Here is a 15,565-nt window from a genome sequence, read left to right as displayed (position 1 = left end):
AACTATGTCAAAACAATATGATTACATCGTGATTGGCGGAGGAAGTGGCGGTATCGCTTCAGCAAATCGTGCTGGTATGCATGGTGCCAAAGTTTTACTGATTGAAGCTTCTGACATTGGTGGAACCTGTGTTAATGTTGGTTGTGTACCAAAAAAAGTCATGTGGCAAGCAAGTTCCATGATGGAAATGATGAAACGAGACACAGAAGGCTACGGATTTGATGTGGAGTTAAAGGCATTTAATTTTAAAGAACTTGTTCAAAATCGTGAAGCTTATATCAATAATTTACATGCTGCTTATCATCGTGGGTTAGACAGTAATAATGTTGAAGTGTTATCTGAGTATGCAACGTTTATTGATGATCATACGGTCAAGGCTGGGGAAGAAACATATACTGCACCGCACATTTTGATTGCAACAGGCGGACGACCTGTAAAATTGGATATTCCTGGTGGGGAGTATGCGATTGATTCTAATGGCTTTTTTGCATTAGAAGAGTTGCCTAAGCGCGTGGTTTTTGTAGGAGCTGGCTATATAGCAGCAGAACTTGCTGGAACGGTCAACGGGCTGGGGTCTGAAACACACTGGGCTTTTAGAAATGAACGTCCTCTACGTGATTTTGATGAACTGTTATCTGAAAAAGTCGTTGAGCACTATCGTAAAGATGGGATGCATATTTATCCTCATTGTACTCCTCGTTCGATTGAAAAACTTGAATCAGGAGCGTTAGAAATTACGTTTGAAAATGGAACTAAAATTACTGCAGACTGTGTTATTTATGGAACGGGTCGTCGACCGAATACTGATTCACTAGGGTTAGAGAATACTCAAGTTGAGTTGGGCGATCACGGTATTGTGAAAGTAGATAAGTTTCAAAACACTACACAATCAGGTATCTATGCTGTAGGAGATGTCATTGGAAAAATTGATTTAACACCTGTTGCGATTGCGGCAGGAAGAAGATTATCAGAACGCCTATTTAATGGGAAAGTCAATGAGCATTTAGATTACGAGACGATACCAACGGTGGTCTTTACACATCCTCCGATTGCTACAGTTGGTTTAACAGAAAAGGAAGCAGTCGAAAAATATGGTGATGAAAATATCAAAATCTACCAATCTACTTTTACACCAATGTATTTTGCATTAGGTGAATATCGTCAAAAATGCGATATGAAGTTGGTTTGTGTAGGTGAGGAAGAAAAAATTGTTGGGTTACATGGAATAGGTCTTGGCGTAGATGAAATGCTCCAAGGTTTTGCAGTAGCTATTAAAATGGGGGCTACGAAGAAAGATTTCGATAATACAGTTGCCATTCATCCGACAGGTTCAGAAGAATTTGTGACGATGAGATAAAAAACAAGGATAAAACGGTTAACGTTTTATCCTTGTTTTTAGTTTGTTCGTGCAAGAATTGCTTGTGTGATCGTCAATAACTCACTTTTAGCACCGGTAGATGTTTCAGGTAACTTACTAATTCCTTTTAATGCTTGTTGCGTATACGTTTTTGCAAGTTTTTGAGCTTTAGCAACTCCGTTAAACGAATGGACGAGTTCGTAGATTTTATTTGTTTCAGCTTCAGTTAATGATGCTCCTTTTTCTAGATAAGGAACCAAGGTTTCCCGTCCTTCTTCTAAGGCATATAAAAGTGGTAGTGAATAAATTCCCTGACGAACATCTTCCAATACGGGCTTGCCAATTTGTTCTGGACTTTGGGTATAGTCTAAAACGTCATCGATAATTTGAAAGGCAATTCCAATACTTTCACCGATTTTTCCACAATTTTTAGCAAATCGTTCTGTTGTCCCGCTCTCGTATGCACCGACAAAGCAACTTAGTGAAAAAAGTTCGGCAGTTTTACCAGAAATGTTCTCTAGGTATTGATCGATGGTCATCTCAAGATTGTAGCGATTGTCCATTTGACCTAATTCGCCACTTAATATTTTTTCCATACTTCTAGAGTTTAACTGGATACTTTTTAAAGAAGAAGAGTAGTCCGCTAAAAGTTTGAAACAGCTAACAAATAGATAATCCCCAGCATAAACTGCGGTACTATTGCCGAATTGAGAACGAATAGTGGGTAAATTTCTTCTAATGTCTGCATCGTCTACAATATCATCGTGTATCAATGTTGCTGTGTGCAATAACTCAATAGCCGCAGCTAAGGCGATAGCTTTTTTTGCTTCTTTCTTCTCACCAAATTGCGAAAATAAAAGTTGATAGGCTGGACGCAATAATTTGCCTCCAGAATGGATCATAGACATGACCGCATGTTCTACTTCTTTATTTTTTAGGTTAACACTGTTTTCCATCAGCTTTAATGTGCTGTTTAATTCTTTTGCAAGTTCAGGATATTTTTTCCACATTGGATGAATGTTCATAAAATGACTCCTTTGGTTGTACTGGATCAGACTATAATATTACTGGAAATATTGACTCCATTTATGTTTTGTTGTCGATTCATAATTTAATTGAAATTGCCGTAAGGTTTGAACATGACGCAATAGATAATTGGCTGCAATTCCTATAGCGATACCAGATAATAGACCAATAATCGAAAGGAACGGCAGATAGAGCATAGGAGCCCATGATTGGGCAAAGAAGCAAGTGGTTAATAGTTGTCCAACATTATGCAAGAAGCCTCCAGCTGCGCTAATACCGATAATACTGACACGTTTAGGTCCTAGCTGCATGATAATAAGCATTCCTAAATAACTGAGTAAAGCACCACTGGCACTATAAAAGAATGTAGAGATTGTTCCGCCTAGTAAAGTCGTCAGAATTAGACGCATACAAACTAGAAAGAAACTATCTCTTTTTCGCATTGTAAAAATGGCAATGATCGTAATTAAGTTAGCTAGACCCAGTTTTGCGCCAGGAGCAAAAGCAAAGGGGTAAGGAATCATATTTTCAATCAATCCAATAATTATACCTTGGGCAACTAGCATGGAAATATAGATGTTTTTTTGTAATTTGCTCATAATATACTGACATTGTTTAATAAATCAAACTGCCATCTTCACTCCCGTCAGAAGCCTCAACTGTGATGAATAGATTGTGGGGTAGGCAAGCAATCGGTGTTTCTCCCGCTTTAGATATCCAACCACGTTGTACGCAGATTTGATCTCCGCAATTTGATTCCACCATACGAATTTTATCTCCACTTACCTCGATCAAATTATAATCACCATCAGAATCCTCATATTTATATGTATAAGTGGGTCCATCTTCTTTTAAATCAAAGACTTTGATTACTTCACCATCCACTTTTAATACGGCTTGTTTTGTTGCGTCAGCTGGTGCTGTATTTTGTATGCCAAAAACAACAAGGGGCAAGAAAGAACTGAGGGCTAAAAGTAAAATAATTACAATATCCCAAGGGCGCAAATAACTTTTTTGAATAAATTCTTTAAAATTCACTTCTTTCCTCTCCTTTGTAGTTTTTAGTTTTGACTCATCTATCATAATGAGAAAAGAAAGTTCTAGGAGTAAACCTAGAACTCTCTTAGATTTTTACTATAAAAGGACTAATTATTTACTGCCGTATCTGGATTTAGGTGTTCCGTACCACCATTTACCTAGTTTACGTTGTAACCAAGGGATAACCCAACGGTCTAAACCAAGTGCACGCCCAGAACCATTCATTAAAGCGAAGGCTACAAAGATAAACCAGATGTTTACCCAATAGAACATACCTGATAGACAGAAAGCAACAGTTAAACCGATTGTAGCAGCACTGCTTAACCATGTGAATAATCCAGCGATCAAGGCTAAAGCAATCAAGACTTCAACGATTGTCATGAATTTTTGCATGAATAAAGCAACGTCTTGGTTTGGCATCATGAATTTCATCACACTTTCAAACCATTTAGGCATATGATCGAAAACTTGCATTGGTTCTTCACCGTATGCATAGCTTAAACCAAAGTGAGCAGCTTTAGTTGCTGTATCAGCTGCCGCGTCTGCTCCGGCACCGCTTGCTGCAGTTGTTGTTTCAGCAGCTGCAGATGCACCTGTTGTAACTTGTTCTTGCAACCAAGGGAATGGGAAGACAACTTTATCAGTAAACCATGAACCTTCGCCAAACCAAGTGCTTGGTTTTAAGTAATCACCGTTTCCAACAATTTTCTTCATTGATTCTACTAACCAAACTGTTCCGTAGAATACACGTAGTGGTACGCTCCATAAAACGTTGCCGTAACGAGAAGAATGTCCTCGTGTTACATTACGGTCATCTTTAATATGGAAGAATTCATGCATAATATATTGGAACATATAATAACCAGAACGGATATCAAAGAAATATTTCAAGTTAACGATGTGCTTCATAATGATTGCTAAGAAGCCGCTAAGGTGAATTTTATCAAATAGGTTTGCTACGCCCCATTTAGAGCCGACAGAAACCATGAATCCTTGATAATTTCCTTTGAACTTATGTTTTTCAGTCCCTTTAATATCAGCAACAATATTAGCTGCTGCTGTGTGACCCGTTTGTTCAGCTGCTTGAACGATTTGAGGTGTTGGTGTTTCAGGAAACTCTTCATAATAGACCAAGTCACCAACGATATAAATGTTTTTGTCTTCGTATCCTTTGGCTTGCATAAATTCATTTGCAATCAAACGATTACCACGAGCTGATTCCAAACCGAAGTCAGCAGCGTCAGAAGTCGCTTTAACACCAGCAGTCCAAATCAATGTGTGGGTTGCAACAGAAGAACCATCTTTTAATTTGATGTGATCTGCAGCCACTTCAACGATTGGTGCGTTAAGTAATAATTTAACATTTTTCTTCTCTAAATAACGTTCAGCTTTGGCTGCATCATTACGAGATAACATGTTTAAGATTGTCGGCATTGCTTCAACGACCATTAATGTAAATTCATTAGGATCAAGTTTGAAGTCTTTTGCAAGACGATCTTTCCAGTCGATTAGTTCGCCGACCATTTCGATACCAGTAAATCCTGAACCGCAGACAACAAATGTTAGCATCGCTTTACGAACTTCTGGATCTGGTTCGATTGCTGCTTTTTCAACTGTTTCCAAAATATGTTCGCGAATTTTCAGAGCATTTTCAAAAGACCATAGAGTAAATCCATGTTCTTTTACGCCTGGAGTACCAAAATCATTTGGCTCGCCACCCATACCGATAATCAATTGGTCAAATTCATAAGAACCTAACTTTGTTTGAACGACTTTTTTGTCTTTATCAATACCAGTTACAGTGTCTGTTACAAGATTAACATTCTTTTTACGTGAGAATAAACGTTGTAAGTCATATTGAATCGCAGAAGGTTCAACGCGTCCTCCAGCTACTTCGTGCAACTCAGTCATCATGGTGTGGTAAGAATGACGATCAATTAGAGTAATCTCAACGTCAGAATCTTTTTTTAATTTTTTGGCTAAAAATTTAGTTGCTGAAACTCCAGCATAACCAGCTCCCACAACGACAATTTTTTGCTTTGTCATTGATAATCCGCTCCTTAAAAAAATGAAATATAAAATGATAATAAATACACAATCGAATTCATTATAAAGCCATTTTTTGTTTTTGTCTAATAACAATTCATAAATAGAGGGAATAATTTTTTTTTATTAAAAAAGCGTGAAAAATGGGTAAAATTTTGTCTTTCTTTTATAAATGTGTTTGACATAATCAAAATTTTCTATAGAATGTAAAATATATCACAAACTTATTTTGTGGAATGTTAAAGAAAAGGAAAAGGTGACTAAAATGAAAATGAACAAATTTGTAAAAGGCTTCACAGCTATCGCACTTTCATCTCTTTTATTAGCAGCATGTGGATCAGATCAAAAGAAAGAGACAGCAAAATCATCTGACTCAAACACTGCAACATCAAAAACAGCTGAATCTTCTAAAGCAACAGAAAAAGAAGCTGGTGCAGATTTACAAGACGGCACGTATAAATTAGAAGAAAAAAATGAATCTAATGGTTACCGTGCAACATTTGAAATGACTGTTAAAGATGGTAAAATTACTGAATCTAAATATGACAATATCAATGCTGAAGGCAAATCAAAAGCTGATGATAAAGACTACAACAAAAACATGAAAGCAAAATCTGGTGTAGGTCCAGCTGAATACATTAAAGACTTAAATGACTCTTTTGTTAAAGCACAAAGCGCTGATGGTGTTGAAGTTGTAACTGGTGCGACTCACTCTAGTGAATCATTCCAAAACTATGCACAACAATTAATCCAAGCTGCTCAAGCTGGGGATACAAAAACAATCGAAATCGACAATGGTGCTGACCTTAAAGATGGTACGTATTCATTGAAAGAAAAAAATAACTCAAATGGCTACCACACAGACTTTTCAATTGTCGTTAAAGATGGAAAAGTAACTGAATCTAACTACGATAACGTGAATGATGAAGGCAAGTCTAAAAAAGATGACGCTGACTACAACAAAAACATGAAAGACAAAGCTGGCGTTGGCCCTGCTGAATACATCAAAACGTTAAATGAAGAATTAGTAAAAACAATGAGTGAAGAAGGCAAATCAGCTGCAGACGTAGAAGTCGTAACAGGTGCAACTCACAGCTCTCATTCATTTATGATGTACGCTGAACAATTAATCAATGCCGCTGAAAAAGGCGACACTAACGAAATCGTTGTAGATAACATCGTAATGAAAAAATAATTTTTTACACAAGTGAACCAAAAAATATATGTGGCAGAATTCAGGTACTACTCTGAATTCTGCTTTTATTTTTATCAAAATACATAAATAGCAGATAGAAAATCCTTCCCATTCACGAAAAAAAGCGCTACTATGAATAGGATAATTTTTCTATTTAGAAAGAGGGATACGATGAAAAACAGAAAATCACTAATAATAGTAATGGCGGCACTAATTTTAGTTATTCTAGCCGGATGTAACGGAAAAAATAAAGAGTCAAAAATTAATAAAGAACCTTATTCAGATCAGCAATCATTATTAGGGACATATGTACGAGTAAGAATTTATGATGATGGTAAAAAAGATGTATTGAAAAAAGCTTTTGATCGAGTAAAAGAATTAGGTGATAAAATCACTGTAAACGAAAAAGGATCAGAAATAGATGAAATCAATGAACAAGCTGGGATCAAACCAGTCAAAGTTTCTGACGACATTTATCCGCTGTTAAAAAGAGCATATGAATATAGTGAAGATTCTTCTGGCGGATTTGATATGGCCATCGGTCCAGTCACACAACTTTGGCATATTGGTTTTGATGATGCCCGTAAACCTTCACAAGAAGAAATTGATCAGGCGTTAAAATTAGTTGATTATAAAAAAGTAAAATTAAATGATAAAGATCAGTCTGTTTATCTTGAAGAAAAAGGCATGCAGCTTGATTTAGGTGCCATTGCTAAAGGATTTATTACGGATGAAGTGGTGAAAGTCTTAAAAGATAACGGTGTAACGACGGCAATCGTTGATTTAGGTGGAAATGTTTATGTGCTAGGGCATAGTCCTCGAGGCAAGGATATGGATTGGAATGTTGGTATCCAAGATCCCAATAAAGCGCGTAATACGGTAATTGGAACCATTCAAGAAAGTAATAAAACGTTAGTTACTTCTGGTATCTACGAGCGCTTTTTAGAAGTAGACGGCAAAAGCTATCATCATTTATTTGATCCAAAAACGGGGTATCCATTTGATAATGATATTGCTGGAGTGACAATAATTACAAACGAATCTATTGATGGTGACGGATTATCAACAGCTGTATTTTCTATGGGAGTAAAAAAAGGGTTGGAATATGCGGAAAGCTTGAAAAATGTTGATGTGATTTTTGTTACAAAAGAGGATAAAGTATACGTAAGTAAAGATATTGAAAAGAGTTTTGAATTAGGAAAAGATTCAGGTTATACAATGGGTGAGCGTAAAGACTTGAAGTAAGGAGAATAAATATGTCGTTGAATGTGTTTTTGCAAGTTGTGGAAATTCGGACGAAGTTAGCTAGTCTATTTCCTTTTGCTATTGGGGTGTTGTTCTCTATTGCTTATTTTCACGAGTTTCAGTTAGGTTATACATCACTGTTTTTTATTGGAATGGTTGTTTTTGATATGGCAACGACCGCAATCAATAATTATATGGATTTCAAAAAAGCAAAATCTCAAGTATATAAGTACGAAGAGAACATTATTGGCAGCTCGGGAATTTCCCCAGGGCTTGTCAGGAATATGATTTTTGGAATGATTGCTTTTTCTGCGATGATTGGTGTTATTTTGACAATTCAGACAGGTTGGTTGTTTTTGGTTATGGGAGGTGTATGTTGTTTTATAGGCATCTTTTATACCTTTGGTCCGATACCTTTATCAAGAATGCCTTTAGGGGAAGTATTCAGCGGCTTTACAATGGGGCTTGGGATTTTTGCTATGACGATTTATTTGAATGTCCAAGAGAATCGTCCGTTTTATTTGCTGCTTGACTGGAGTAAGGGAACCTTTGCTTTGACGGGGAGTTTGTGGGCGGTATTAGCGGTCGTTTGGGCCGCTTTGCCGATGGTGTTTACCATTGCCAATATTATGTTAGCAAATAATTTGAGAGATTTAGATACAGATATTGAAAATCATCGCTATACGTTAGTTTACTATATTGGTCGAAAACAGGGTGTTGTTTTATTTCAACTACTGATGCTAGCTTGTTACCTAGTCGTTTTGATTGGATTGCCATTTGGCGTGTATCGTTGGCCGATTTTGGTTGTATTTTTATCTTTGCCGACTGTTTGGAAAAATCTTCAGTTATTTAAAGAAGAATTACCTCATCCTAAAAGTTTTAGCTATTCAATCAAAAATTTGGTGGCATTTAACAGCAGTTACCTGTTTGGGTTATTACTAACAATTATTTTAGAGAAGCTATAAATAAATAGAGGGAAGCAGAACCGTTACCAGGTTTTGCTTCCTTCTTACACTTTACCGATTTTTTTTACTTTTAATAAACAGAAATAAGATAGCTAGTAAAATGATGGCAATTCCAGCGATTGAAAGATAAACGGTTTTTTGTTCTCCTGTGTTTAATAATGAGATTTTTCTGTTTTCTTCATTCTTAATAGGAGAGGACATCGCTAGGGTAACTTTTTGTTTTGTTCCGTTCTCCTTAATTAACACTGTGGAAATTCCAGTTGAAGGATTTCCAATTAGTGGGGATTCTTCCGCAAAGCTTGGAACTGGAAGAGTGAGAGATAAGGCAACCAAACAAAAAACTATTTTTTTCATAAATCTTCTCCTTTTGTAACATTCGTATTATTTTGCAATGTAAATGTAACATATCGGAAATATATAACAAACAAGTGAAAGGGAAAGCTTTATGTTCTTAATAAATTCTTAATGTTTGATGTTTTGCTCAACTAAACCGCAGGATATATGCTACTTAGACTGATTTCACCAGAAGAGAGCACTTTTTCGGTCTTATTTGGAAGTCGTACAACCAATTCTCCGTGATCATTAATTGTTGTAGCAATCCCTTCATACTCGATGCCTGCTTGCGTAAATGACACACTTCTCCCTAGTACAAATGATTTTTGACGGTATTCTTCTAAAAAATCTTGTTCAGGTAGTTGATTCAGTATTTTATAAAATTCATTCCAAATGGATGCAATCAAGTCATTTCGTGTAATGCTTGGTGGGCTTTTTGGAAATAGTGAAGTTGCTTTTTCTCTAAGTTCTTCTGGAAATTCATTTTGTTTCAAAGAAAAATTGATTCCCATCCCAATAATAACGTTTGAAATTTGACCAGATTCAACATCACTCATGGCTTCTGATAAAATGCCGCAGACTTTTTTTCCATTAATGTAAATATCATTAACCCATTTGATCTGTGCATTTACATGGGTTAGTTTGTCCATTGCACGAGTGATTGCTACAGCCATGATTAGCGTATACTGGGCCATTTCTTCAAAAATTTGATTGGGTCTTAGCAGCATACTCATGTAAATGCCACCACCCGCTTTTGAGAAGAAGGGCCGACCGAATCGGCCTTTTGGTGCTTCTTGAATATCTGCTACGATTAATGTGTTAGTTGGTTTACCATTGATGGCGGCTAACTTTGCATCTTTCATGGTAGATTCTGAAGAATTTAGCACGTGGATTGAAAGTTCAGGTGTTACTGAATCTAAAGCCAAACGTATTCCTTCGGCAGATAAAACATCGGACTGTTCATAGCAATAACCTTTGTTGCGGCTACTGGAAATCATATGTCCTTCTTTTTTTAATTCGTTGATTGCTTTCCAGATAGCTGTTCGTGAAAGGGAAAGTTGTTGCGCCATATCTTCTCCGGAAATAAATGCGGGTGCTTGTTTCATTAATAGGGTCAATACCTGGCTCTTTGTAGACATAGACTTCGCTCCTTTATAATACTGCCATTGTATCTGATGAAGAAGAGGGCGGTCAACCGCAATACGCCTGAATGAGGAGAAAAAAATCCATCTTTGGATGTATGATTTCTCTTGAAAAGCTTGCTATAGTTAAGTGGTAGAAAGATTTGTACCATTAAAAGTAATGGGGAATTCATAGAGATGGAGTGGAGAAAAATGGAAAAACAACAATATGTTTGTGATAAATGTGGACATACACATTATGTTTCAGATCAGTTTCAAGCAACAGGTGGAAACTTTGCCAAAATATTTGATGTGCAAAACAAAAAATTTATCACCGTTAGCTGCGAAAGATGTGGATTTACAGAATTATATCGTGGTCAAACATCAGATGGTTGGAATGTTTTAGACTTTTTGATAGGTGGATAAGTTGCTTAATAAAGAAAGGAATCAGATTGCTTCGCGCAGTTGGGTTCTTTTTTTATTTGGTCCCACTATTTTTATTTAGCCTAGTTTGATTATGGGTAAATATAAAAGTTGTATATAAAAGATATAATTTTTTTAAATTTAACTCTTTCATGCTAGAATTTACTAGAGAAACAAATAACAAAAGACGAGGAGAGAAAATATGATTTCAAAAAAATTAATTACATTCGGAACATTAGCAGCAACTGTATTAGTATTAGGTGCATGTAACAGTGACAATAAAACTTCTAAAAATAGTTCGTCTGACAGCAAAACTGAAACATCAATGAGTTCAAGTGTGGATGCAGTAAGTGGTGCTTCAATCAGTGATAAACCAGAAGTAATCGAAAAAGCTTTAGGCAAAGATGGCAACTGGATCGTTGCAGCTACTGCAGACCTTACGTTTGATAAAGATGTGACTGTTGCAGGTGAGTTCCATGACAAAGGTGAAAAATCAGGAGATATTTATAGAAAATTAGCTTTGTATGCACAAGATTCAGATAAAAAAGTTACAGCTGAGTATACAGTAACCGTTCCTCAATTGATCGTTGAAACAGAAAACTTCAACATTGTTAACGGAACAATCAAAGGAGACATCTTAGTTAAAGCAAATGGTTTTGTTTTAAACGGAACAAAAGTTGAAGGTAAAGTAACTTTTGAAAAAGAAGAATATAAAACATCAGCAACCTTAGATAAAGAGGATGCGACAGTAACTGGAGAAGTAACTGTTAAGTAAATTATGATAAGTGAAAAAAAGGATGCTCAATCATTGTAGAGTGTCCTTTTTTCTGAACCTGAAAAGTCTATAGAAACCCTTGACTTTTACTATAGTAGGAAGTACAATGTATAGATGCAAAAACTATCTGAAAAATGACAAAGCAGGAGCGAAATATTGTCCGTTCCGGTTTTTAATAGGGAAACAAAAGTAGAGACGCACGAGAAATTTTCAAGAGCACATTCTATTTTTGGTTTTTTTTTGCCTAAAAACTGCAAAAAATGCACAATATTACAAATATTTAATATTTGTAATATTAATGAAATGTTTTCGGTTAGTGTTTTGATAGACTTTTAATTAGAGGAGTGAAGAGCTTGGCTGGACACGTAGTAAAATACGGAAAACACCGCGAACGTAGAAGTTTCGCCCGGATCAGTGAAGTGTTGGAATTACCCAACTTGATCGAAATTCAAACAGACTCTTATCAATGGTTTTTAGATGAAGGATTAAGAGAAATGTTTGAAGACATTTTACCGATTGATGATTTTCAAGGCAATTTATCCTTGGAATTTGTGGATTATGAATTAAAAGAACCTAAGTATACTGTAGAAGAAGCGCGTTCACATGACGCAAACTACTCTGCACCTTTACACGTTACTCTACGATTGACAAACCGTGAATCTGGAGAAATCAAATCACAAGAAGTCTTCTTCGGTGATTTCCCTCTAATGACAGAAATGGGAACATTCATCATCAATGGAGCAGAACGTGTTATCGTTTCTCAATTGGTTCGTTCACCAGGTGTTTATTTCCACGGAAAAGTAGATAAAAATGGTAAAGAAGGCTTTGGTTCAACAGTGATTCCTAACCGTGGCGCATGGTTAGAGATGGAAACTGATGCTAAAGACATCTCTTACGTACGTATTGACCGTACTCGTAAAATTCCTTTAACTGTTTTAGTTCGTGCCTTAGGTTTTGGCTCTGACGATACAATTTTTGAAATTTTCGGCGAAACATTAAGTTTACGTAATACAATCGAAAAAGACTTACACAAAAATGCTAGCGATTCTCGTACAGAAGAAGGCTTGAAAGATATTTATGAGCGTCTTCGACCTGGTGAGCCGAAAACAGCAGACAGTTCTCGTAACTTGTTGAATGCTCGTTTCTTCGATCCAAAACGTTACGATCTAGCAAATGTTGGTCGTTACAAAGTCAACAAAAAATTAGATTTAAAAACACGTCTATTGAACCTAACTTTAGGAGAAACATTGATCGATTCTGAAACAGGAGAAATCCTTGTTGAAAAAGGAACAGTGTTAACTCATCAAGTAATGGAAACATTAGGTGAACATATTGACAACGGCTTAAACAGCGTGACTTATTACCCTAGCGAAGATGGCGTGGTAACTGAACCAATGACGGTTCAAGTAATCAAAGTTCTTTCTCCAAAAGATCCAGAACGCATCGTTAACGTAATTGGTAATGGTTATCCTGATACAAGTGTGAAAACGGTTCGCCCAGCAGATATCGTAGCTTCAATGAGTTATTTCTTTAACTTACAAGAAGATATCGGTAACGTGGATGATATCGATCACTTAGGAAACCGTCGTATTCGTTCAGTTGGTGAATTATTGCAAAACCAATTCCGTATTGGTTTAGCTCGTATGGAACGTGTAGTTCGTGAAAGAATGTCTATCCAAGATACTGAAACGTTGACACCACAACAATTGATCAATATTCGTCCAGTAGTAGCAAGTATCAAAGAATTCTTTGGTTCTTCTCAATTGTCACAATTCATGGACCAAACAAATCCTCTAGGTGAGTTGACTCACAAACGTCGTCTATCTGCCTTAGGACCTGGTGGTTTGACTCGTGACCGTGCCGGTTATGAAGTTCGAGATGTTCACTATTCCCACTATGGCCGTATGTGTCCGATTGAAACACCTGAGGGACCAAATATCGGATTGATCAATAGCTTGTCAAGTTATGCAAAGGTCAACAAATTTGGATTTATCGAAACACCTTACCGTCGTGTAGATCGTGCAACTGGTAAAGTAACCGATCAAGTGGATTACTTAACTGCTGACACGGAAGATCACTATATCGTAGCGCAAGCAAACTCACGCTTAAATGAAGATGGAACTTTTGCTGAAGAATTAGTAATGGCTCGTCTGCAAAGTGAAAACCTTGAAGTAACGATCGATAGAGTCGATTACATGGACGTTTCACCTAAACAAGTAGTTGCCGTTGCGACAGCATGTATTCCTTTCTTGGAAAACGATGACTCCAACCGTGCCTTGATGGGTGCCAACATGCAACGTCAAGCAGTGCCTTTGATCCAACCTCGTTCACCACTTGTGGGAACTGGTATGGAATACAAATCAGCACATGACTCAGGTGCCGCTCTTTTATGTAAACATGATGGTGTTGTTGAATACGTGGATGCATCAGAAGTACGCGTTCGCCGTGACAATGGCGCATTAGATAAATATATGGTAACAAAATTCCGTCGTTCAAATTCAGGAACAAGCTACAACCAACGTCCAATCGTTCTTTTAGGCGAAAAAGTTGAAAAAGGCGATACATTAGCTGATGGACCTTCTATGGAAGAAGGCGAAATGGCTTTAGGACAAAACGTTCTTGTTGGGTTCATGACTTGGGAAGGGTATAACTACGAGGATGCGATCATCATGAGCCGCCGTTTGGTGAAAGATGATGTCTATACTTCTATTCATATTGAAGAATACGAATCAGAAGCTCGTGATACAAAATTAGGCCCTGAAGAAATCACTCGTGAAATTCCAAACGTTGGGGAAGATGCATTAAAAGACCTTGACGAAATGGGAATTATCCGTATCGGTGCTGAAGTTAAAGATGGTGACCTATTAGTAGGTAAAGTAACGCCTAAAGGGGTAACTGAGTTATCTGCTGAAGAACGTTTACTACATGCAATCTTTGGTGAAAAAGCTCGTGAAGTTCGTGATACATCTCTACGTGTGCCTCATGGTGGCGGCGGAATTGTTCATGATGTGAAAATCTTTACTCGTGAAGCTGGAGACGAATTATCTCCAGGTGTGAACATGTTAGTTCGTGTGTATATCGTTCAAAAACGTAAAATCAATGAAGGGGATAAAATGGCCGGTCGTCACGGTAATAAAGGGGTTGTATCCCGTATTATGCCGGAAGAAGATATGCCGTTCCTTCCAGATGGAACACCAATCGATATCATGTTGAACCCATTAGGGGTACCATCACGTATGAATATCGGACAAGTACTAGAATTGCACTTGGGTATGGCTGCTCGTCAGTTAGGTATCCACATTGCAACACCAGTATTCGATGGTGCAAACGATGAAGATGTATGGGAAACAGTTCGTGAAGCGGGTATGGCTCGTGATGCGAAAACTGTTCTTTACGACGGACGTACAGGTGAACCATTTGATAACCGTATTTCTGTTGGTGTGATGTACATGATCAAACTTGCCCACATGGTTGATGATAAATTGCATGCCCGTTCTATTGGACCATACTCACTTGTTACCCAACAACCACTTGGAGGTAAAGCTCAATTTGGTGGACAACGTTTTGGGGAAATGGAAGTATGGGCACTGGAAGCATACGGTGCAGCTTACACATTACAAGAAATTTTAACGTACAAATCTGATGACGTTGTTGGTCGTGTGAAAACATACGAAGCCATCGTCAAAGGTGAACCAATTCCAAAACCAGGCGTTCCAGAATCATTCCGCGTGTTGGTAAAAGAATTACAATCACTAGGATTAGATATGCGCGTCTTGGACATCGAAGAACAAGAAATCGAATTACGTGATATGGATGACGATGATGATGACTTGATCACAGTTGATGCCCTAACAAAATTTGCCGAACAACAATCAGCGAAACAATTAGAAAAAGAAGCAGCTGAAGCTAAAGAAGCTGCCGATGCAGTTCTTGAACAAGAAATAGAAACTGCTGAAGATACAAAAGACTAATTGTTAAAAGTCTTATTAAAATTGTCAAGTTAGTTATGTTTTGTTTTCTCTTTACGGAGAGGTAACGAAC

General features: G+C 37.2%; 13 protein-coding genes. 7 read left to right on the top strand and 6 right to left on the bottom strand.

Annotated elements, in window-relative coordinates; translation table 11 throughout:
• Positions 1-4 precede the first annotated feature (4 nt).
• A complete protein-coding gene (gene gor, locus AC4BB2_RS13200; protein WP_490473364.1) occupies positions 5-1,357 on the top strand; it encodes a glutathione-disulfide reductase in 1,353 nt (450 codons plus the stop codon).
• Positions 1,358-1,395: 38 nt separating this feature from the next.
• On the opposite strand, the gene AC4BB2_RS13195 is transcribed toward gor, so the two are convergent.
• The 4 genes from AC4BB2_RS13195 to AC4BB2_RS13180 form a co-directional block, all read right to left on the bottom strand.
• Positions 1,396-2,382, bottom strand: coding sequence for a polyprenyl synthetase family protein (locus tag AC4BB2_RS13195; protein WP_490473363.1), 987 nt, complete (start codon positions 2,380-2,382; stop codon positions 1,396-1,398).
• A 39-nt stretch (positions 2,383-2,421) separates the two neighbouring features.
• Positions 2,422-2,982, bottom strand: coding sequence for a Gx transporter family protein (locus AC4BB2_RS13190; RefSeq protein ID WP_490473362.1), 561 nt, complete (start codon positions 2,980-2,982; stop codon positions 2,422-2,424).
• Positions 2,983-2,998: 16 nt separating this feature from the next.
• Complete coding sequence (locus AC4BB2_RS13185; protein WP_490473361.1) at positions 2,999-3,421, bottom strand: NusG domain II-containing protein; 423 nt, start codon at positions 3,419-3,421, stop codon at positions 2,999-3,001.
• Between the two features lie 111 nt (positions 3,422-3,532).
• The gene (locus tag AC4BB2_RS13180; RefSeq protein ID WP_490473360.1) at positions 3,533-5,467 is read right to left on the bottom strand and encodes an FAD-dependent oxidoreductase; all 1,935 of its coding nucleotides are present in this window, start codon (positions 5,465-5,467) and stop codon (positions 3,533-3,535) included.
• A gap of 265 nt (positions 5,468-5,732) precedes the next feature.
• Between AC4BB2_RS13180 and pplA the strand changes: the two genes are divergently transcribed.
• The 3 genes from pplA to menA all read left to right on the top strand — a co-directional run bounded on the left by pplA (position 5,733) and on the right by menA (position 8,872).
• Positions 5,733-6,662: an extracellular electron transfer flavoprotein PplA gene (gene pplA, locus AC4BB2_RS13175; protein ID WP_490473359.1), complete on the top strand. Its 930-nt coding sequence runs from the start codon at positions 5,733-5,735 to the stop codon at positions 6,660-6,662.
• Positions 6,663-6,833: 171 nt separating this feature from the next.
• Complete coding sequence (locus tag AC4BB2_RS13170) at positions 6,834-7,907, top strand: FAD:protein FMN transferase (protein ID WP_490473358.1); 1,074 nt, start codon at positions 6,834-6,836, stop codon at positions 7,905-7,907.
• 11 nt (positions 7,908-7,918) lie between these two features.
• A complete protein-coding gene (gene menA, locus AC4BB2_RS13165) occupies positions 7,919-8,872 on the top strand; it encodes a 1,4-dihydroxy-2-naphthoate polyprenyltransferase (protein WP_490473357.1) in 954 nt (317 codons plus the stop codon).
• A 51-nt stretch (positions 8,873-8,923) separates the two neighbouring features.
• On the opposite strand, the gene AC4BB2_RS13160 is transcribed toward menA, so the two are convergent.
• Complete coding sequence (locus AC4BB2_RS13160; RefSeq protein ID WP_490473356.1) at positions 8,924-9,226, bottom strand: LPXTG cell wall anchor domain-containing protein; 303 nt, start codon at positions 9,224-9,226, stop codon at positions 8,924-8,926.
• Positions 9,227-9,357: 131 nt separating this feature from the next.
• Positions 9,358-10,344 (bottom strand): biotin--[acetyl-CoA-carboxylase] ligase, encoded by a 987-nt coding sequence (locus AC4BB2_RS13155; protein ID WP_490473355.1) that lies wholly within the window; start codon positions 10,342-10,344, stop codon positions 9,358-9,360.
• A 195-nt stretch (positions 10,345-10,539) separates the two neighbouring features.
• Here AC4BB2_RS13155 and AC4BB2_RS13150 point away from each other — a divergent pair, with 195 nt between their 5' ends.
• The 3 genes from AC4BB2_RS13150 (at position 10,540) to rpoB (ending at position 15,495) form a co-directional block, all read left to right on the top strand.
• Positions 10,540-10,752, top strand: a complete 213-nt coding sequence (locus AC4BB2_RS13150) for a zinc ribbon domain-containing protein (RefSeq protein WP_490473354.1) — start codon at positions 10,540-10,542, stop codon at positions 10,750-10,752.
• 199 nt (positions 10,753-10,951) lie between these two features.
• The gene (locus tag AC4BB2_RS13145; RefSeq protein WP_490473353.1) at positions 10,952-11,524 is read left to right on the top strand and encodes a polymer-forming cytoskeletal protein; all 573 of its coding nucleotides are present in this window, start codon (positions 10,952-10,954) and stop codon (positions 11,522-11,524) included.
• Between the two features lie 353 nt (positions 11,525-11,877).
• Entirely contained in the window at positions 11,878-15,495 is a 3,618-nt protein-coding gene (gene rpoB / locus AC4BB2_RS13140; protein WP_490473352.1) for a DNA-directed RNA polymerase subunit beta, read from the top strand.
• Positions 15,496-15,565: the final 70 nt, after the last annotated feature.

This window comes from Enterococcus sp. AAFC-DPL-5146, assembly GCF_058216635.1.
The sequence above is the reverse complement of the archived record's forward strand: the minus strand, read 5'-3'. Positions and strand labels throughout refer to the sequence as shown.